The 21,625-nt window shown below is 39.6% G+C and carries 18 protein-coding genes; 8 read left to right on the top strand and 10 right to left on the bottom strand.

Annotation, left to right across the window (positions count from 1 at the left end):
• Positions 1–42: 42 nt before the first annotated feature.
• The gene (locus O7C57_RS06955; protein WP_163863516.1) at positions 43–1,185 is read right to left on the bottom strand and encodes an MFS transporter; all 1,143 of its coding nucleotides are present in this window, start codon (positions 1,183–1,185) and stop codon (positions 43–45) included.
• 652 nt (positions 1,186–1,837) lie between these two features.
• Positions 1,838–3,430 (bottom strand): propionate catabolism operon regulatory protein PrpR, encoded by a 1,593-nt coding sequence (gene prpR / locus O7C57_RS06950; RefSeq protein ID WP_154635749.1) that lies wholly within the window; start codon positions 3,428–3,430, stop codon positions 1,838–1,840.
• Positions 3,431–3,683: 253 nt separating this feature from the next.
• On the opposite strand from prpR, the gene prpB reads away from it, so the two are divergent.
• From prpB to O7C57_RS06935, 3 genes are read left to right on the top strand one after another with little or no spacing between them, the layout of a single operon-like run.
• Positions 3,684–4,568, top strand: coding sequence for a methylisocitrate lyase (gene prpB / locus O7C57_RS06945; RefSeq protein WP_269723803.1), 885 nt, complete (start codon positions 3,684–3,686; stop codon positions 4,566–4,568).
• Positions 4,569–4,614: 46 nt separating this feature from the next.
• Positions 4,615–5,778, top strand: a complete 1,164-nt coding sequence (gene prpC, locus O7C57_RS06940) for a bifunctional 2-methylcitrate synthase/citrate synthase (RefSeq protein ID WP_163860987.1) — start codon at positions 4,615–4,617, stop codon at positions 5,776–5,778.
• Positions 5,779–5,792: 14 nt separating this feature from the next.
• On the top strand, positions 5,793–7,241 hold the full coding sequence (locus O7C57_RS06935) for a bifunctional 2-methylcitrate dehydratase/aconitate hydratase (protein ID WP_269723802.1): 1,449 nt from the start codon (positions 5,793–5,795) through the stop codon (positions 7,239–7,241).
• A gap of 369 nt (positions 7,242–7,610) precedes the next feature.
• On the opposite strand, the gene O7C57_RS06930 is transcribed toward O7C57_RS06935, so the two are convergent.
• The 7 genes from O7C57_RS06930 to O7C57_RS06900 form a co-directional block, all read right to left on the bottom strand.
• Positions 7,611–9,242: a sodium/sugar symporter gene (locus O7C57_RS06930; protein WP_154624147.1), complete on the bottom strand. Its 1,632-nt coding sequence runs from the start codon at positions 9,240–9,242 to the stop codon at positions 7,611–7,613.
• Positions 9,243–9,484: 242 nt separating this feature from the next.
• Positions 9,485–10,489 carry a substrate-binding domain-containing protein gene (locus O7C57_RS06925; protein ID WP_154624148.1) on the bottom strand — a complete coding sequence of 335 codons (1,005 nt, stop codon included), beginning with the start codon at positions 10,487–10,489 and terminating at the stop codon, positions 9,485–9,487.
• Between the two features lie 149 nt (positions 10,490–10,638).
• Positions 10,639–11,679: a galactose-1-epimerase gene (gene galM, locus O7C57_RS06920; RefSeq protein WP_196713350.1), complete on the bottom strand. Its 1,041-nt coding sequence runs from the start codon at positions 11,677–11,679 to the stop codon at positions 10,639–10,641.
• Between the two features lies 1 nt (position 11,680).
• Positions 11,681–12,856, bottom strand: coding sequence for a galactokinase (gene galK / locus O7C57_RS06915; protein ID WP_425476434.1), 1,176 nt, complete (start codon positions 12,854–12,856; stop codon positions 11,681–11,683).
• A gap of 67 nt (positions 12,857–12,923) precedes the next feature.
• Positions 12,924–13,976 carry a UDP-glucose--hexose-1-phosphate uridylyltransferase gene (locus tag O7C57_RS06910; protein WP_269723800.1) on the bottom strand — a complete coding sequence of 351 codons (1,053 nt, stop codon included), beginning with the start codon at positions 13,974–13,976 and terminating at the stop codon, positions 12,924–12,926.
• Between the two features lie 23 nt (positions 13,977–13,999).
• A complete protein-coding gene (gene galE, locus O7C57_RS06905) occupies positions 14,000–15,025 on the bottom strand; it encodes a UDP-glucose 4-epimerase GalE (protein ID WP_154624152.1) in 1,026 nt (341 codons plus the stop codon).
• A 302-nt stretch (positions 15,026–15,327) separates the two neighbouring features.
• Positions 15,328–16,257, bottom strand: coding sequence for a cation diffusion facilitator family transporter (locus O7C57_RS06900; RefSeq protein ID WP_154624153.1), 930 nt, complete (start codon positions 16,255–16,257; stop codon positions 15,328–15,330).
• A 297-nt stretch (positions 16,258–16,554) separates the two neighbouring features.
• Here O7C57_RS06900 and O7C57_RS06895 point away from each other — a divergent pair, with 297 nt between their 5' ends.
• A complete protein-coding gene (locus tag O7C57_RS06895) occupies positions 16,555–16,992 on the top strand; it encodes a universal stress protein (protein WP_154624154.1) in 438 nt (145 codons plus the stop codon).
• 60 nt (positions 16,993–17,052) lie between these two features.
• On the opposite strand, the gene eco is transcribed toward O7C57_RS06895, so the two are convergent.
• The gene (gene eco / locus O7C57_RS06890) at positions 17,053–17,529 is read right to left on the bottom strand and encodes a serine protease inhibitor ecotin (RefSeq protein WP_154624155.1); all 477 of its coding nucleotides are present in this window, start codon (positions 17,527–17,529) and stop codon (positions 17,053–17,055) included.
• 269 nt (positions 17,530–17,798) lie between these two features.
• Here eco and O7C57_RS06885 point away from each other — a divergent pair, with 269 nt between their 5' ends.
• The 4 genes from O7C57_RS06885 to O7C57_RS06870 all read left to right on the top strand — a co-directional run bounded on the left by O7C57_RS06885 (position 17,799) and on the right by O7C57_RS06870 (position 21,508).
• Positions 17,799–18,017: a DUF465 domain-containing protein gene (locus O7C57_RS06885; RefSeq protein WP_154635748.1), complete on the top strand. Its 219-nt coding sequence runs from the start codon at positions 17,799–17,801 to the stop codon at positions 18,015–18,017.
• Positions 18,018–18,250: 233 nt separating this feature from the next.
• Entirely contained in the window at positions 18,251–18,610 is a 360-nt protein-coding gene (locus tag O7C57_RS06880; protein WP_163860980.1) for a nitrous oxide-stimulated promoter family protein, read from the top strand.
• Positions 18,611–18,844: 234 nt separating this feature from the next.
• A protein-coding gene (locus O7C57_RS06875; protein ID WP_269723985.1) for an IS3 family transposase occupies positions 18,845–19,953 on the top strand; the annotation gives its coding sequence in 2 pieces (ribosomal slippage) (positions 18,845–19,109 and positions 19,109–19,953; 1,110 coding nt in all).
• 739 nt (positions 19,954–20,692) lie between these two features.
• Positions 20,693–21,508: a helix-turn-helix transcriptional regulator gene (locus tag O7C57_RS06870; protein ID WP_251463868.1), complete on the top strand. Its 816-nt coding sequence runs from the start codon at positions 20,693–20,695 to the stop codon at positions 21,506–21,508.
• Positions 21,509–21,625 lie beyond the last annotated feature (117 nt).

The raw sequence follows: 21,625 nt of genomic DNA, 5'->3' as shown, positions 1-21,625 counted from the left end.
CCGTGTTCACTCAATGAGTAACACGGTTTTTTTATATCATCGCTAATTCGCTAATACTCCAGCTTTACGGCGTACACTTGCAATCAACATATAAATGGTTGTGACGGTTAAAACAATAAAGAAGAAGTTCACTAATCCATTATGTTGTTCTAAGAAAGTACCTGCTACTAGCGGCCCGACAGCAGAGCCTACGCTATAGCTAAATAACATGACTTGAGTTGCAGCAACAATGTAAGAAGAATCCAAGTTATCGCAAGCTAGCGTAATCGCAATGGGGTACAAGGCGAATGAAGACATGCCTAACAACGCCAATGCCACTATCATTACCAGATAATCACTAGAGACATAAATGATCCCCATCGCGAATACCCCTAATAATGAGACCATCGCTAACAGAAGCGTTTTACTCATGATCACAGAAAGCTTGCTCACGACGGGCTGAATTAACATGCCACCTAAAATAATCGATGCCATTAATACGCCCACTTGTTGGGTAGTAAATGGACCATTTTTGAGTGATAACGGCATTAATCCATAAATTGTGCCCATCAAAATACCTGACGTCATGCAACCGATAATGGCAGGCTTGCTCAGACGAGTTATTTTTTTCAATGACAGTTTTTGATGGGAGTCGCAAGCAGGTTGCCCTTGACGAAATAACAAGGGAGGCAAAACCGCCAGCAATAATAACCCTAGAACCACCATAAAAGGATAGGCACCATGAGTACCAATCACCCCGATGGCTAATTGCCCTAATGTGGTTCCGCCATACAGGGACGTCATATAAAAACTCAGTCGTTTAGCTCTTTCTTTAGGGCTATCACCGATAAGCAACCATGATTCGACAACCACGAAAATCCCTGCAACAGCAATCCCTGCAACCACACGGTTTGGTAGCCAAGCCGCAATGCTTGGAGTCCAAGGTAAGATAACTACCGTTGCCGCAAGCAGTAATAAAAAGGCAATAAATGAAAGACGATGGCCAATTTTAGCAATAATAGGCTCAATCATCATTGAACCTATTAATAATCCAATATAATAGGCACTCGCTAACCACCCCGCATAACTGGTATCAATATTGAATCCACCCATTGATAATGGGATTAAACTCATCAGGTAGCCCGATGCGATGGCAAAAATAGTCAAGCCAGCGACAGGAACGAAAGTACTGTCTTGTTTGCGCATTAATGTAGAGGCCTGTTTCACGACCTACTCTCCCACTGACAAAATAAATAATGACTCGTCATATTTCAAATTGCAGCATGCCTGACTTTGCGATTAGGACTAGAGGCATAATGGAGTATGCGCCTAGTAACACATTCACGGGTCACTTAGCTGTATTTAAAAATTTTTAGAGTATCTGCGCTGCATTCATCGGGGGGCCACGCGGCAATATTGAGTACCTAAAAAGCACTCAGTCCGGCGACTACTGCAGGTGTTAAAATAAAATGATAAGACTAATTTGGCGGCAATATAGAACTTTACTCAGTTAAATTAAAATGAGAAAAACTAATGCTCACTAGCAAAAATATTTATGTGAGAAAAATCACGTTTTTTTGCGACTTGATTTTTACGCCCATCAGGTTAGATAATAAATAAATAGCATTAAAAACAATAGGTTGAAAAAACCTCATTCTATTGTAACCTATGCCGCATTGTTGGTTAATTTTAAACCGCATCACGTTAATTTATTTAGTGGAACAACCATTAAAAAATATTTTCTTACAATATTGTGCTGCACTATTTACTTGATAAAGTCACTTACTAGTATGAATCATCTATTTTATTCATTTTTTGAATTGAAAATCTTATTTATCTTTAATTAATTTCATTTTAATTAAAGAGAGCTATTTTCTTGTTTTAATCGACGCCACAATGTTGTGCGACTAATCCCTAAATAGCGTGCTACGGCTTGCCTATCCCCATTAAAATAATCCATGACTTCAGATAGCGTCTCTCCTATCGGTTGATTTTCGACTAAATCATTTCTCTCGGTTTTACGCTCAGGTGATAAATTCATGAGCATTTTTTGGGTAATGCCTTTATCGGGGTAAGCACTGCAATATAATGCAACCCGTTCCATCAAATTACGTAATTCTCGAACATTGCCAGGCCATAAATATTGGCTAAAAAACTCACGACAACTAAATAGCTGTTGTACTCTAAAAGCAGGCAATGACTGCTGTAACCCAGCGAAAGCCAGTTTGAGCAATCTTTCTGCTAACATGTAAATGTCCTCTCCTCGTTCGTGTAGCGAAGGTACCTTCATACGCAATACGCCCAAACGATAAAATAGATCGGCTCTAAAACGGCCTTCTTTTACCCAGTTATCAAGGTCACAATGTGTTGCACAAATGACGCGGACATTCACCTGCAAGGGGCGATAGCCACCAATTCTGACGACGGTCATCTCTTCCAAAACCCTGAGTAATCGCGTCTGTAAGGCCAATGGCATCTCACCGATTTCATCTAAAAATAGCGTTCCTCCATTTGCCATTTCAAACAATCCCGCACGTCCACCACGTCGTGATCCAGTAAATGCCCCCTCTTCATAACCAAACAGTTCCGCTTCTAATAAATTTTCAGGAATGGCGCCACAATTGACTGCGACAAATGGAATCGGAGATTTATTCCTTTTATGTTGATTAAATAATCGATATTCATGATGAATAGCCTGAGCGACCATCTCTTTACCTGTTCCGCTTTCTCCTTGGATCAATACGGTCGCTTCTGACTTCGCATATAGCATAATATCTTGGCGAACGCGCTCCATTAGCGGTGAAGCACCAATTAAGTCGTTAATCGTGTGCCGTACTTTGGTTGTATTTTCAGATTGATAACCTGTTGGTATGGTTTTTTGGTCATAGGAGATACGACTTAATTCTATTGCATCATAAAATGCTTGGCGTATCGTTTCGGTTGAATAGATAAAGATCCCCGTCATTTCTAATTCTTGAGCGAGATCCATAATTAACCCAGCGCCAACAACGACATTAATTCCCATCGCTTTCAACGCTTTTAATTGTGCACGCGCATCTTCTGCGGTGATATAGCTACGTTGTTCAATGCGCAAACCAAAATTTCGCTGAAATTCATCCAGTGATGGAATGATTTTTTGATAATTAATAATGCCAACTTTATGGCTAATTTCACGAGCCTTAGCTAAGGCTTGCATCACATCGAAACCACTCACTTTAACAATAATGACTGGCACCGATACATGGCTTTTTAAGTAAGCACCATTTGAACCCGCACTGATTATTGCATCACAATGACCTGTTTTTAATCGTTCACGCACCTCTTCAGCGGCCTGCTCAAACCCCATATTCAGCGGTGTAATATCCGCCTGTGCACTGAATTCAGGGCTAATATCACGAAAAAGTGTGAATAATCGCGAAACAGAAACTGTCCAAATAATCGGTTTTTGCATACTGTTAGCCCTAAAAGTCTTATGATGTTTCGATAACGTTTCATTTAACACTAGCATTGTTTCAATGAAACATCACAGCCTCTTGTTCAAGAATTCAAAAGTCAGTCACAAACCTCATCTATTTCACATCACATTGATTTCAAATAGATAAAATAATTATTACACCTATATTAGATTTTGGCATGGTACTTGCTATACATAAAATAACAAACACAGATACATTTTGTTAGCAATTTGATAACGTGAGGTTTCTATGCCATCAATGCCCGCAGGCCAAGCTTTTCGTCATGCATTAAGTAGTGAAACACCTTTACAACTCGTCGGGACTATCAATGCCAACCATGCTTTATTAGCTCAACGAGCAGGTTATAAAGCGATTTATCTTTCTGGTGGAGGGGTTGCAGCAGGCTCTTTAGGGATGCCAGACCTCGGTATATCGACCTTAGACGACGTCCTGATTGATATTCGACGCATTACAGATGTTTGTGATTTGCCTTTAATGGTTGATGCTGATATTGGGTTTGGCCCTTCTGCATTTAATGTCGCACGCACCGTGAAATCAATATATAAAGCAGGAGCCGCTGGCTTACACTTAGAAGATCAGGTTGGCGCTAAACGTTGTGGACATCGACCGAATAAAGAGATCGTTTCTACGCAAGAAATGGTTAATCGTATTAAAGCCGCGGTTGATGCTCGTGTTGATGATAGTTTTGTGATCATGGCACGTACAGATGCGCTTGCCGTCGAAGGATTAGAAGCCGCATTAGAAAGAGCTCATGCTTATATTGAAGCCGGCGCAGATATGCTATTCCCTGAAGCAATTACTGAATTAAATATGTACCAACAGTTTGTCGATCATACTCAAGTTCCTGTGCTTGCTAATCTGACTGAATTTGGTCAAACCCCTCTTTTCACACTTGATGAATTACGCAGTGTCGGTATTGCAATCGCCCTGTACCCACTCTCTGCTTTTCGTGCCATGAATAAAGCGGCTGAACAGGTTTACACCACATTACGTCAAGAAGGCACTCAAAAAAGTGTTATCCCATTGATGCAAACCCGCGATGAACTTTATCAGAGCATTAATTATTACGATTATGAACAAAAATTAGACGCACTTTTCTCACAACAAAAATAATCGCTCCAATAAAAAAAGTTGTGCGACACCGACAGAGGATAATCCGATGAATGAACAACTTAATACGACTGGAACATCACAATTTAAACCTAAAAAATCCGTGGCGCTTTCTGGTATTGCCGCTGGTAATACTGCACTCTGTACTGTTGGTAAAAACGGTAATGATTTGCACTATCGAGGGTATGATATTCACGACCTCGCGACACAATGTGAATTTGAAGAAGTCGCCTATTTGCTTATTCATGAAAAATTACCGACAAGCTCGGAGTTAACCGCATATAAAGAAAAACTCAAAGCGTTAAGAGGACTTCCTGCTAGTGTCAAACAGACCTTGGAGTCCATCCCGGCCAACGCACATCCAATGGATGTCATGCGTACCGGTGTTTCAGTCATGGGTTGTGTATTACCTGAAAAAGAAGCACACACATTAGCAGGTGCAAAAGACATTGCAGACAGGTTACTTGCCTCTCTTGGTTCCATGTTGCTCTATTGGTATCACTTCAGCCATCATGGTCGTCGTATTGAAACAGAAACCGATGATGATTCAATCGGCGCGCATTTCTTGCACTTATTACACGGTAAAAAACCGCCCGCTCAATGGGAGCGTTTCATGCATATTGCCTCCATTCTCTATGCTGAGCATGAATTTAATGCATCCACTTTTGCAGCAAGAGTAATAGCAGGAACTGGCACCGATTTTTATTCCGCGATTACCGGAGCCATTGCCGCATTGCGAGGCCCTAAACATGGTGGGGCAAATGAGGTTTCATTAGAAATTCAGCAGCGTTATTCCTCTATTGAAGAAGCAGAACAAGATATCATCGCTCGCCTTGCAAGGTCGGAAGTGGTGATTGGTTTTGGTCATCCTGTTTATACGCTTGCGGACCCACGCCACCCTATTATTAAGTCCGTGGCGCTACAACTATCCGAACAGAATTTAAATCGCCAACTCTATGATATTGCCCATCATTTAGAGTTAGTGATGAAGCGAGAAAAAAACATGTTCCCCAACTTAGATTGGTTTTCAGCCGTAACCTATCATTTAATGGGGATCCCTACCGCGATGTTTACCCCCCTGTTTGTAATGGCGCGCACCGCTGGATGGTCTGCCCACATTATCGAACAGCGCCAAGATAATAAAATTATCCGACCTTCTGCTAATTATATTGGTCCAGAAAATAAATTATTTACTCGTATGGAACAACGTTAATAAGGATGACATTCATGACAACTGCTCTTTCAACTCAACAAGAATTCGATAAAGTGATCAGTGATATCGTTGATTATGTTACTGAATATCCAATTACTTCTGAGCTTGCCTATGAAACCGCTTATTATTGTTTTTTAGATACACTCGGTTGTGGCATGGAATCTCTCGAATATCCGGCTTGTAAAAAATTACTCGGTCCTATTGTTCCCGGTACTCTCGTACCTAATGGCGCTAAAGTTCCAGGAACGCAATTTCAGCTAGACCCTGTTCAAGCGGCTTTTAATATTGGCGCGATGATCCGTTGGCTAGATTTTAATGACACATGGCTTGCTGCTGAATGGGGGCATCCTTCTGATAATCTCGGTGGTATTTTAGCGGTTGCTGATTGGTTATCACGAGAAGCTATCGCAAAAGGTAAAGCCCCTTTAACCATTAAGCATGTATTAACGGCGATGATTAAGGCCCATGAAATACAAGGATGCATTGCCTTAGAAAATGCGTTCAATAAAGTTGGGCTTGACCATGTCATCTTAGTGAAAGTGGCTTCTACTGCTGTTGTCGCTCACATGCTAGGACTCAATCGCGAAGAAATCCTGAATGCGGTATCTCTTGCTTGGATTGATGGTCATAGTTTACGTACCTATCGTCACGCACCGAACACGGGTTCACGCAAATCTTGGGCGGCTGGAGATGCAACATCTCGCGCAGTGCGTTTAGCTTTAATGGCACAAAAAGGTGAAATGGGCTACCCCAGCGCATTAACCGCCAAAACATGGGGGTTCTATGATGTGTTGTTTAATGGGCAAGCTTTCCGTTTTCAACGCACTTACGGCTCCTATGTCATGGAAAACGTGCTATTCAAAATCGCTTTCCCTGCTGAATTCCATGCACAAACCGCTGTAGAGGCAGCATTACAACTGCACGATAAACTGAAATCACTCGGAAAAAGTGCAGAGGATATTGAGAGTGTATCAATACGCACCCATGAGGCGTGTATACGTATTATCGATAAGCAAGGTCCGCTGAATAATCCAGCTGATCGTGATCATTGTATTCAATATATGGTCGCAGTCCCGCTGATTTTTGGACGTTTAACTGCTGCTGATTATGAAGACAATATTGCTCATGATCCACGCATCGATACCTTGCGTAGCAAAATAGTTTGCCGTGAAGAACCTAGCTTCACTCAAGACTATCATGACCCTGATAAACGCTCTATCGCGAATGGATTAACGATCAAACTGAAAGATGGACAAGTCTTTGATGAGTTGTTAATCGAATACCCTGTTGGTCATAAACGCCGCCGTCAAGAAGGGATCCCTTTGCTATTAAAGAAATATCGCACTAATTTGGCTCGTCAATTTCCTGAAACTCAGCAATTACGCATTCTTGCTGCTTCATTAGATAAACCGCTATTAGAAGCGATGCCCGTCAATGAGTTTATGGACTTATTTGTTATTTAATCATGAAGTTTAAGTATGGGAGCATTAGCGCCCATACGCCCATATTTGATGAATAGCGCCTTGCTATTCATCAATTCCTGTTTTAGATAAAAATTAAATAGAGTGTGTTGTCATTCAAGAATGAAAACATGGCTTTCATCAAGCTAGATACTGGGTTATCAAGTAAAACAGGGGACATTCGTCCCCTGAGGTGGTTGACAACGCGGGATAAAAGCGTGGTTTTTCCCGCGTTGTATTATCAGCCGAAAATCAATAAATTGATTTTCCTCGTTTATTTTCAAAACCTATTCGACTTGCCGCCAAACATACTCGGTTTGTCAGCCGTCTGAGGGGACATTCGTCCCCTGTTGATTGTTTCAATCTATTCACTTACCAAAACAGTGCATACAGAACACACAAGATAATGAAGATTGCATAAGAGGCGATATTGAAACCCGCGGAGGTTTTAAAGGTTTCAGATGTCAAAATAATGGCGCCTTGGCTATCATCTTCTTTTGACGTGGTTAAACTAATTAAACCAATGACAACGGCTGTAAAGAAGAAGGTATACATCATTTGATCAAGGAATGGCATTCCTAATGGCATTAATTTTAAGAATAAAGCAAATGGAATGGAGAGCAGTACACCGATAATGGCCCCTTTTGCATTCGTTTTTTTCCAGAATAAACCCAGCAAGAATACGGCTAAAATTCCAGGGCTTACTAATCCAGTATATTCTTGAATATATTGGAAAGCTTGACCAATATTACCCAGTAATGGAGCAATAAAGCAGGCAATAATTAATGCAACTACAGCACTAACTCGACCCACATTCACTAATTTATGATCACTTGTTGAAGGTGCGATATATTCTTTATATATATCCATGGTGAAAATCGTAGCCACTGAGTTCAGCATAGAAGCTAATGATGACACGATCGCTGCTGCCAATGCGGCAAAAACAATGCCTTTAGCGCCTACAGGTAAGAATTGCGTTAACCAAGGATAAGCTTTATCTGCCTGAGCAAGTGTTGGAATATGTTCCTGCGCCATGGTACCTAAACCAGCTAGCAGTTGTGGGTCAGTCACAATCACATACGCCGCAATCCCAGGTACAACAACCAGAATAGGCACAATAAGTTTTAAGAAAGCGGCAAAGACGAGGCCTTTTTGCGCTTCATTGATCGATTTCGCCGCTAAAGCACGTTGAATAATATATTGGTTAAAACCCCAATAATACAAGTTAGCAATCCATAGGCCACCAATCAGCACAGCGATACCCGGTAAATTACTGAACTGAGGGTTATCTTGACTTAAGATCATTTCAAAGTGTTGAGGTGCTTCACTCACCATGCGGCTCATTCCCGCAGAGAGCCCACCGTCTCCACCAATATAACTGACCGCCATTATTGCCGTGAGTAAGCCACCGAGGATCAGGAAGAATACCTGTACAACGTCAGTCCACGCGACTGCCGATAGGCCACCATATAAAGAGTAAGCAACCGCAAACAATGCCAAACCAAAAATAGCGTAAGACATTGGGATACCTAGGATAGTTTGTAAAGCTAACGACCCTAAATATAATACTGACGTTAGGTTAACAAACACGAATAATGCGAGCCAAAATACCGCTAAAATCGTTTTTAGTGTGCGGTTGAAACGCTTTTCAACAAATTCAGGAATGGTAAAAATGCCTTTATCGATAAAAATAGGCATAAAGTATTTAGCAACAATAATTAATGTTAGTGCCGCCATCCATTCATAAGACGCGATCGCTAATCCAATAGAAAATCCTGAGCCAGACATGCCAATAAACTGCTCAGCAGAAATATTTGCCGCAATGAGTGAAGAGCCGATGGCCCACCAAGGTAACGTTTTGCCCGCTAGAAAATAGTCTTTAGTCCCCTTTTTCTCACCTTTTTTATTCCGAGAAACCCATAAACCCACTGATATGATGATAAGTACATACAGGATAAATACCCCGTAATCTAATGTACTTAAGCCAACACCTTCTGTATGCATGATCAATTCCCTCACCAAAATGATTCGCAATCAGTGTAAACGTTACCATTAAAAATCACTGTTAGATTAATCACATATTTTCACAATAAATTAATTTCGGTGATCAATCGTGAAATAAGTGGCTATTTATGCGTATATTAAATACGCTAACCATCGCTGAAATATCATTTTTTTGAAAAATTCAAAAAAAATCATAATATAAAAAAGGATACCATCATAAAGTGATGATAACGTTTACATTGCTATGATTTTAATGGACGTACAGAATTACGCTGTACTAATGTTGGAGAGTAGATCAAACCACCCGTATCTATCTTTTCATTACGAGCGAGTGCCAACGCTAACTCCGTCGCACGCTCAGCCATCATTTGGATAGGATAACGGATCGTTGTTAAACGAGGATGGATATAACGCGCGATCAATACATCATCAAAACCGATGACTGATACTTGTTCAGGGGAAGAGATATCATTTTCATCGAGGACTGCGATAGCGCCTGCGGCCATAAAATCGTTATACCCCACAACCGCGGTTATCTCTAATGATTTCATTAATAAATTCGTCATCGCTTGTTCTCCACCTTCCCCATAAGGCATACCATATTCAATATAACTTTCAGGAAGTGAGATAGCGTGTTTTTTCAGCGCATCACAATAACCAAGCAACCGCTGCTCAGCATCTTCAATTTTATGATTTGATGAAATATAAGCGATTTTTGTATGGCCTTGGCGGATAAGATGTTCGGTTGCTAGGTAAGCACCTTTATAATTATTCAGTGAAACACAGCGGTCAGCAATCGCCTCAATACGTCGGTTGATCAGGACTAAACTCGGCACTTCATCAGCAAATTTAATTAACTCTTCATCTGATAAGGCTTTTGAATGAATGATCAGTGCATCGCAGCGATTATTAATTAATAATTCTATTGATTGACGTTCTTCTTGGGCAGTGTGGTAACCATTACAAATCAGAATATGCTTACCATTTTTATGGGCGACCGCATCAACAGCCTTCACCATGGTACCAAAAAAGGGGTCTGAAACATCATTGACCAACACGCCAATCGTATTTGAACTTTGGCTCACTAATGCACGGGCTGCGGCATTAGGCCGATAACCAAGCTTAGACATGGCACTTTTCACCGCAGCAATTGAAGTTTTACTCGCCTTAGGTGATTGATTAATCACTCTGGAGACTGTCGCTACCGACACTCCCGCTTCTTTCGCCACGTCTTTTATTGTTGCCATTTTTTACCCCTAAGTTCAGTTGGTTTCATTAAACAATGAATTAGTAGAAAAAACAATGGGGTATGTCTTAGAACCTGATAATGTCATGGAACCAATATATCAACTCTATGACTCATCACGAAAAACGCCGCATTAAAGCGGCGTTAAGCTTAAAAAATGAATTGATAACTCGTTTGTTGTTCGTATTGTTGGTTCGGTTGTGAAATTCCCCTGTATTCATCGCCCCATTCGGGATGATTAACCGCATCCGGAAGAAACTGGGTCTCAAAAGCCACGCCAGAGAACGGGGTATAATGACGTGATTTCCCTGGTACCGAAATTAAATAGTTTCCAGTATAAAACTGCATTGATGGCATCGTTGTTGCTATATCCATCCGAACGTCACCATCAGGTGCAAAGAATGAAGCGACGGTTTGCTCACCATCAATCAAGTCAGTTGAAAGGATCATCGTATGGTCATATCCCCCCGCTGCTTTTTGATCCGCATCTTGTAAAAAGTCATACCCAATGCGTTTTTTGCGACGAAAATCAAAAAAAGTCTCCGTAACATCCCGCCATTCTCCTGTTGGGACACCACGCTCATCCGTAGGCAGATAGTGAGTCGCTGATAATTGTAAGTCGTGCTCAAGCGCGGTTCTTACGGAATCCTCACCGGCCAAGTTAAAATAAGCATGATTTGTCAGATTGACAGGGCACAATTCATTCACTTGAGTGCGGTAATGAATGATCACTTTGTTTTCATCTGTTAATACATAACGTACTTCCACTTGGAGTTCACCCGGAAATCCCTGATCACCTGCCGCAGAAGTTAATGAGAATATTGCCTCTTGTGGATCTAATTGTGTGACTTTCCAAACCCGATAACTAAAATTATCCACACCACCATGTAAACAATTTTCGCCTTGATTTTTTGTCACTTGATATTCACGACCCGCTAAATTAAAACGGCCATTTGCGATACGATTTGCTACCCGACCAACCGTTGCCCCCAAATAAACCCCCTGATCCATCTGGGCAGCCATGTTTGGTGAGCCAAGTAAAACATCGCGCTTACCCGTTGGCAGTGGTAAGATGCAACTGATCCAACTTGCCCCCAAAGTCGACAATAAAATTTTCATGCCATGACGGTTGGTGAGTGCAATGACTTTCGATGCACGGGCAACATACCTTTGGTCTTTTGATAACTGCACTTTATTCTCCCAACGATAATGCATTCGTTATCAGCCCAGCGCCATCGCTTGGCTGGCAAACATAGATATCCGCTTGTAGCCCTGTCATGGCGTGATAGTGTGTTTCAACAGCCTGAACAACAGATTCAACCAATTGTTGTTTCATCAGTGCCACAACACATCCGCCAAATCCCCCTCCAGTCATTCGGACACCCCCCTGTTCACCAAGAACGGCTTTCACAATATCAACTAACGTATCAATCTCTTTGACGGTGATTTCAAAATCATCACGCATAGAAATGTGTGACTGTTCCATTAATGTACTGAGTAGAGGCAGATTATTTTCTGTTAAGGCTTTTGCGGCTGCAAGTGTTCTATCATTTTCACTAATAACATGTTTGGCTCGTTTGGCCACCAGAGGCTCCAGCTCCCCTTGTTTTTGATTAAATTGCTCCATGGTGACATCACGTAATGCTTTAACACCAAAGTGTTTAGCGGCGCTTTCACACTGCTGGCGGCGGGTATTATACTCACTATCAACCAAACCGCGCTGTTTATTTGAATTGATAATCATGACCACAAGGTCATCAGGTATCGGAATAGGCGCCAATGCTAAGCTGCGGCAATCAATGAGTAGAGCATGCCCCTCATCACCACAAGCAGAAATGAGTTGATCCATGATCCCACAATTGCAACCTACAAATTTATTTTCTGCTTGCTGCCCATTCAATGCAATATCTTGTTGGCTGATCTTGAGCTGATATAGCACCTTCAATGTTTGTCCTATCACCACTTCCAGTGAAGCAGAAGAACTAAGCCCTGCACCTTGCGGCACATTACCACTCACCGCAATGTCACAGCCTGAAAACTGGTAACCTCTGAGAAGTAAAAACTTAACCACGCCACGAATATAGTTTGCCCACATTTTTTCAGGTAAGAATTGAATCTCTTCATCGAGACTAAATTCATCGATATCATTCGCATAATCAGCGGCAACCACTCGAATGATGCGGTCATGACGTTTTTTAGCGGCCGTTATCGTTTGATAATCAATCGCACAAGGCAATACAAAACCATCATTATAATCTGTATGTTCACCAATTATGTTCACTCGACCCGGTGCTTGTACGTACACCTCTGGTTGAGAATCAAATTTTTGGTGGAAGGCGTCGGTGACTTTTTGGCGAAGAATTTCAATGCTACTCATAGCAACCTCTTGATAATAATTAAACTATTTTGATACGTCACTGTGTTTTTTCGAATATTCACTGCTGTTTATAGTGAACTTCACTGACAGCACGTAACCTTTCAGCTGCTTGTTCTGGCGTTAAGTCACGCTGAGTTTCTGCTAGCATTTCATACCCAACCATAAATTTTTTGACTGTCGCCGAACGTAAAAGAGGTGGATAAAACAACGCATGCAACTGCCAATGATCCCTGTTTTGATCATCACTCAAGAAAGGCGCAAAATGCCATCCCATTGAATAGGGAAATGCACATTGGAATAAATTATCATAGCGACATGTGAGCTTTTTCAATGCAATACTGAGGTCTTCTCGTACTTCAAGACTCATCTCGTTCATACGTCTAATAGGCGTTTTCGGCATTAGTATTGTTTCAAATGGCCAAGCCGCCCAGTAAGGAACAACAGCAAGCCAATGCGCTGTTTCAACAACCGTTCTTGACCCCTCTTGCAATTCGGCTTGCGCATAATCCAATAATAAATTACTGCCTTGCTGCTGATAATAACGCTGTAACTGGGCATCTTTACGAGCAATTTCATTGGGTAAAAAATCACTTGCCCAGATTTGTCCATGTGGGTGAGGCTGAGAACACCCCATTATTTCACCTTTATTTTCAAAAATTTGCACCCACACAAAGCGTTGACTCAGCTCGTCAACTTGTTGTATCCAAGTGTCAATCACTCGACCGATTTGTTGCGTGGATAACTCCGGTAAAGTTTTACTATGATCAGGCGAAAAACAAATGACGCGGCTCAAACCGCTAACTGACTGTGTTTTAAATAACGCAGATTGCTCTTCCGGCTGCTGGCATGCTTCGGGTAATAAGGCGGAGTAGTCATTCTGAAAAACATACGTACCTTGGTAGTCTGGGTTGATATCCCCAGAGATCCGTTGGTTAGTTGGACATAAAAAACAACTCGCTTCATATTCAGGTAATTGTTTTATTTCTGGCTTTTCATCTTGCCCGTGCCAAGGACGCTTAGCTCGATGTGGGGAAACTAACACCCACTGCCCCGTTAATGGGTTATAACGTCTGTGGGGGCAATCTGACGGATTAAATGGAAGCTTATTCATCGTAATTATTCTCCTATCCTCTATTATGATTCATAACCATTAGGGTTATTGGATTGCCAACGCCATGAATCTATAGCCATATCATCAATCGTACGACACGCTTTCCATCCGAGTTCACGTTGCGCTTTTTCAGATGTTGACCAGTACTCAGCAATATCGCCCGCCCTTCTAGGAACGATGGTATAAGGGATTTTCCTTCCTACCGCTTTCTCAAATGCATGCAGCACTTCCAACACACTGCTTCCTTTTCCCGTTCCAAGATTATAAATATGTAATCCCGCCTTCTGGCTGACCACTTTCAGAGCAGCAACATGCCCATCCGCTAAATCCATAACATGGATATAATCACGGACCCCTGTTCCATCAATGGTAGGGTAATCGTTTCCATAAATAGACAGTTTGTCACGTCGTCCCACCGCAACTTGCGCAATATAAGGGGTTAAATTATTAGGGATACCTTGAGGATCCTCCCCCATAGAACCTGAAGGATGAGCCCCCACAGGATTGAAATAACGTAATAATGTGACAGACCAATTAGGTTGAGCCGTAAACAAATCTGACAAGCAACGTTCAACCATATATTTACTCGTGCCATAAGGGCTTTGCGTATTGCCCGTTGGAAATGCTTCAGTAATAGGCACAGTATCGGGTTCACCGTATACCGTTGCTGAGGAACTGAAAATAATACTGTGTACGCCTGCACGCTGCATACAACGGGCAAGTACTAACGTTCCATTCACATTCACGTCATAATATTCAAGTGGCTTAGCGACAGATTCACCAACGGCTTTCAAACCTGCAAAATGGATAACCGCACTGATTTTATGTTCACGAAAAATAGCCTCTAACAACGCTTCATCACGGACATCCCCTTGATAAAAAATAGGTCGTACTGCTGTTAGTTTTTCTATCCGGTTTAATACTTCTGTTTTTGCATTGCACAGGTTATCAATAATCACCGGTGTGAACCCTGCGAGGATCATTTGGACGCACGTATGACTACCGATGTATCCCATCCCCCCAGTGACAAGCACTTTTGTAGGCTGCATAGCTTACCCCTTGATTCATTTAAGGATATAAAAATTCATTGCACAGAGTATAACAACGGGCTAACCCACTAATCTGTGATCTGACTCGCGATAGTGTAAACGTTTACACAAATAGAGGCAATAACGCTGAATAAGCGGTCAATCGGCAAAAATAAGTTGCATGAGGCGTAACAGGGAATAGTAAGACTTGGTATGTCGGCAAGAAAAAAGATTAGTGTGCAAATACAAATAACTAAATGCTGGTTGTAATAAGAAGCCAGAAAGTCTTATTTTCTGGCTATACGTGGATTATGGGTAATGAATTAATGAATGCACTCTTTGTCATAGGGATCTAAGTGAGTCATTACATTAAGAATTTGTGGATTTTCCATTAGCTTATCACGGACGTTTACCGCAATTTCATGACCTGCAATGATCGATAAATTCCCATCGACTTCCAAATGCACATCGACTAAATAAAAATCCCCCGACTTACGCGTTTTTAAATCGTGGAAGCCTTTGATTTCATCAATACCATCAAGAACGGTACGGATCTCTTGTAATGTTTCTTCATCGGCACCTTTATCCATCAAATCTTGCATTGACTGATATGTAAATTTATAACCCATACGAAAAACAAAAGTCCCGACGATCAATGCAGCGATAGGGTCAAAAATTTTAAAGCCACATAAACTACCTATGATCCCGATAGCCACAACTAACGATGAGGCGGCGTCAGAGCGTGCATGCCAAGCATTCGCAACCAACATACTCGAGTTAACTTGATTCGCCACTCGTAACATATAGCGAAAGAGGCTTTCTTTGGCGATTAATGATACCAATGCAGCCACTAATGCAATTGTATGCACCTCTTGAATCAACTCTGGATTAAGCATTTTTTGTGTTGCCGACCAAATCATGCCAACACCAACAATTAATAAAATCACACCTAAAATCAAAGATGCTCCATTTTCGTAACGAAAATGTCCGTAGGGATGATCGTCATCAGGCTGCTTATGGCTTTTTTTGTTGGCAATTAAAACAACAAAATCCGCAATCAAATCAGATAATGTATGAATACCATCTGCAATTAAACCTTGTGAATGAGAAATGAAACCAATAATAATTTGCCACAACGAAAGCAGCATATTAACGATCACACTAATCAATGTGCTCTTTTTAGCAGCATGAAATTTTTGTTGTTGGAGTGTTAACTCATTGTCTGTTGTATCTGATTGCGTACGCTTATTCATAATCTATATTCTTAATGAAAAACAAAACAATTATCATTTAAATGAACTTTTAAATCAATATGTTACCTAATAGCATCACTCATATTGACACAAGAAACAAGAAAAGTCTTGTTATTTAATTATCGCTTATTCTGTTAATTAATAATCATCACTTTCTATAAAATAATATTAATTTGAATAGCTAAAAAAGACGTTTTTCTATTTAAATCCAATGTAATTAACAAAAGGCAACTCACTTATACTATATTAACGGCTAGCTGCTATAATAGCGCCAATTAACATACGAATGAGGTGGTTATGTATAATAAAATTTTAGTCCCTATCGACCTACTAGAAGATTCGCTTAATCCACAAATCATCAAACATATTGAAGAGCTATCAAAATTAGGTTCCCCTGAAATCCACTTCTTATCAGTGATCCCAAGCGCTGAACTATTTTTTGGTATTGAAGTGACTATTCTGCCTGAAAGTCATAAAAACTCAGCGGAGCGTTCTATTCTCGCACTCAGAGCGTTAGAAGAAGTGATCAAGGACATCAATATCCCTGATGACAAAATGGTATGTAAAATTGGCATTGGTTCAGCCAAAGATGAAATTCTCAGTTATGCCGATGATATCGAAGCTAACTTAATTGTAATAGGTTCCCATCGACCAAGTGCCTCAACCTATTTACTTGGTTCGACCGCATCTACGCTTGTTCGCCATGCCAAGACATCGGTACTGGTCATTAGATAAACGCTAAGAAAAAGTGCCACATATCATCATGTGGCACTGATAAGACAAAATGACGACAAATTATTTTTTGCTCGAATCAAGTAACTGATCGTCAGTTGACCAAATACGGTATTTCACATCCATCTCTTTTGGTGCATAAACCACAATAGGTAGTTTACTGTTATAACGAACAAAAGCATCATCACCAAGTTGTGTTGTTACAAAACGCTCTTTCGCTGGCTCTGAACACGCCATCATCGTTCCAGCTGGCCCTTTTACATCTTCTAATTTGTAATAGTTATATCCCCAGCCTTCTAAGGTTTTTTCTTCTAAATCGCCCATAAACCATTGGCGATTACAGTCAGCCTTAATCGTCTTACCGATAACTAATTCGACTTGCAAGTTATCTTCATTAGGTTTTGTAGGCAGTTGTATCACATGACGAGTCATGCCCTTTTCCGCTTTAGGATAAGGTGCGATCTTTTCCAACTCCCCTGTTGCCATTGCACAAGAAGACACTAATGCTGCTGCCATTACAGATAAAATCGCTTTTTTCATTATAAAATCCTATTAAAAATAACAAAGCTAACTGAAAATACATATCATGCATCTAGAATAAGTTAAAAAGTCTAACTTTCCTACTCTGGATGATTCTTAATTTTAAAAATACGAAAATATAACTATCTCAATAAAGTTAATCATAGCTAATTTTAGTGGAATGATCATAAATTTGATAAAAACTATGTAAATTCCTATTTGTTATAATGCATAAATAATAGACGATGCTTATACTGAGTGTGAGGCTTAATACATTCTGAGGAGGTAGTATGTTATCTACAGATCAAGATTTAGTTTCAAAGTTAATATCTACACACCCCCGCTTTCAAAACCTTTATGAAAAACATCATCAGCTTGATAAAGAAATCAGCAAATTAGAAGGCCCGTCCGGTGCTGGTTATAACGAGCATGTTGTGAAACTCAAAAAAGAAAAATTACATTTAAAAGACGAAATGCAAAAAATAATGCAATCCGTCAATAAGGTCTAAATCGCAATCGGCTAGGTCATAGCAGGAGACGTTTGGCTTATCACGCCACATTGTTGTGTTTAATTTTGTAAGTCATCTAAACTCACTGATAGACCTACTCAATAAATTTTAATTTTATTATGGCATAAGTATCAACTTATGCCATTTACGTGACTTGCGTTTATCTTTACTTTCTATTAAATGCAATAAGTTGTATATTAAATGCAATTTATTGCATAAATTGAGGTGATTCAATGGTCGGTAAACGTATTCAAAGAGAAATTAAAACTATTGAAAAAATGATCCAAATATATGAAAAGGCGCATCCCGCCTCCGCAGACTCACCAGAGCAATATCAAAAATTATATGATTATGCAATTAATCGCCTTGAAAAATGCCGTTATGGAGAACAAAAACCCGCCTGTAAACAGTGCCCAATACATTGCTATCAGCCTAAAATGCGTGAACAAATGAAACTGATTATGCGGTGGTCAGGGCCCAAAATGCTCTTTCATCATCCTATATTAGCAATACGCCATTTATTAGATGATAGAAAACCAGTCCCCGAACTTCCTGCAAAAAAATCAAGAAGGTCGTCAGATACAAATAATTAACTATGTCTTGATTAAAAATATTCCATCATGAAAATTCTATTGATATAGCCTATTTCTGATGCATAGAAAGATTGTTAATTAATAGTAAAAACTCTTTTATCTACAGTTAAAACCGTCGATATTAATTTATCACTGTACCTCTGTGAACTTTTACCAGTCCCCCCTCATGTCCACTCCCCCTAAAATAAGACAGCTATAATTAGAGTTTCTGCCCTAAAAATTGCAGAGGTCATGATGAAAAAAGCCCGTTTTACTGAAACTCAAATCGTTAATATTTTAAAGCTCGCTGATTCAGGGATGAAAGTGGAAGACATTTGTCGCCAAAATGGGATCAGTAACGCCACTTATTATAATTGGAAATCAAAATATGGTGGCATGGAAGCTAATGATGTTAAACGATTAAAAGAGCTTGAGGATGAAAATGCGAAACTGAAAAAGCTCTTTGCGGAAGTCAGCCTTGAAAATCATGCGATGAAGGAGCTTTTTGCAAAAAAGGGGTGGTAGTGACTGAAAAGAAGTCCTGTGCACAATCATTAAAAGAGGCAGGTTTATCAGTCATTAAGGCTTGCAAACTAACTTCATTGCCCCGAGCTACTTTTTACCGTCAACCGTTAGATTGGCGTAAAAAAGACCAAGTGGTGATCGATGCCATACAATCTGTGTTAGCGAAATCACCAAAATCAGGATTTTGGAAATGCTATTTTCGGCTGCGATTTCAAGGCTATTCTTTTAATCATAAACGAGTTTATCGCGTTTATTGTCGATTAGGATTGAACTTGAAACGACGGGTTAAAAAGGTGCTTCCGAAGCGTGAAAAAAGACCATTAGTGATAGAAAAAGTCCCGAATATTCAATGGGCTTTGGATTTTGTACACGACAGTTTGTACTGTGGTAAACGCTTCAGAACCTTGAATATTATTGATGAGGGGACACGTGAGTGCCTGGCAATTGAAGTTGATACGTCATTGCCTGCTGAACGAGTCATTAGAGTACTAGAACGTTTGAAAATCGATAGAGGATTGCCGAAACAAATTCGCGTGGATAATGGACCTGAGCTTATTTCAACCAACCTATTGAATTATTGTACAAATAATCAGATTGAGCTATGTCATATTCAACCCGGTAAACCTCAACAAAACGGTTTTATCGAACGATTTAATGGTTCATTTCGCCGTGAATTTTTAAATGCCTATTTATTTGAATCATTAAGCCAAGTACGAGAGATGGTGTGGTTTTGGCAGCAAGATTACAATCTAAATCGAACCCACGAAAGTTTAAATAACCTCCCACCGGAGACATACCGTAAACAGTTAGAAATCTCTAATTTGAAGTGTCTTAATTAATGGGGAGTGGACACTCACTTTACATCGCGTTTTCCTGCATCTTATATGACGAAATGTATTTATCTTAAATCCCATCGTGACGTTTTTCTAAAAATTAATACCCTTTGGTAACTAATAATTAAAATGCATGTTTATATGTTCACTCAAAATGCTCATTCGCAAAAATACTGGGGTTAAATGAGATTATTGTCTCAATAATAGGAATTGTCTTACGACTTTAATATATATAATTAATCGTTACGATAATTATATTTGATTAGTGACGTAGTTAACAATTCCTATCATTAATTTTGTTAATCAGTTATATGTTTACCGAGGTAAATGACAGTAAAATATATAACTAAATTTCTTCTTCACACACTGAAAACGGTAAGTAACCCTAACTAGATCAATAAACAATGAAATTGAGCAAATCCCTTAAAATAGTTTTCATCCTGCCAAAACCTAATAACCAAAATAATAAACCAGCATAAACAAAATCAATAGGTAATAAAAAAGGCAAGCTGTGTTAATATTCGTTATTTACGTCATAAATCTCAAAATAACTCGTAAAAACAACCTTTAGACACATTTATTAATATTTAGAATTAAACTGTGACACAAAAAAATGAGGTTTATATAATTTCAATCAATCAAAGGAAGGTGAATTTATATTTCACTGATTAAAACAACAAAGGTATTTAATATTAAATTAAAAAAATAACATTTGACTACATAGAATTAACATACAGGATGCGTCATGCAAAATGATAACAATGTGACTGATTGTCGTATAAAAAGAACCGCTATTAATAAAAATAGCTCATATTCTATTATAGAACGTCCCACAAAAGGATTACTTATTATTGAAAAAGGAACCTTAATATGGGAAAGTCCGACAACAATAGAAATGTTACACCCAGGTGATATTCTTTATCATCAACAAGGTTCATATGCTTTAAAAACTTTAGATTATGAATCTGAGTGTGAGTTTCTTTCAATATCCTTAGAAGATCAATTTTTGCGTGAGTTCATGAATCACTATGGTAGCCAATTAAGTGAAATTGAGCGCTCAGATAATAGTAGCCATGATGTGATTAAATTTACCACATCAGCCATTATTGATGACCTAAAGAATAGTTTTAAAAACCTTATTAAACAACAATGTCCACCATTACTGGAATCATTGCGTATTTCTGAATTTCTTTTGTTACTCTCTTATAGTGAGCAAGGATCACAACTACTTTCAAACCTAAGACAACTCACCAATCGACAGGCTGAACGTTTACAGAATTTTATGGAAAATAATTTTTTAAAGGAATGGAAACTTGCTGAATTTGCAAAAACCTTCGGTATGGGGTTAACAACATTTAAAGAATTATTTAATACTGTTTACTCAACCTCACCACGTTCATGGATTAGTGAGAAAAGAATTATGTATGCACACCAATTGCTCATCAACACTCAAATGAGTATTGTGGAAATATCAATGGAGGCGGGTTTTTCAAGCCAATCTTATTTCACCCAAAGTTATCGTAAACGCTTTGGATTTACACCTAGTAAATCGAGAAGTTAGCCAATTAATTTGAGTAACTAAACGACAAAGAATACATGCCCTGTCAGTGATAGCAGTGCCCATTCACTGTATACTGACAGAAAGGCACATCTTATGGCCATGTAATGAAACACAGCC

The organism is Providencia sp. 21OH12SH02B-Prov, assembly GCF_027362595.1.
GTDB classification, from domain to species: Bacteria; Pseudomonadota; Gammaproteobacteria; order Enterobacterales; family Enterobacteriaceae; genus Providencia; species Providencia zhejiangensis.
Note: the sequence above shows the minus strand (reverse complement) of the source record. Positions and strands in the feature narration are given on the sequence as shown.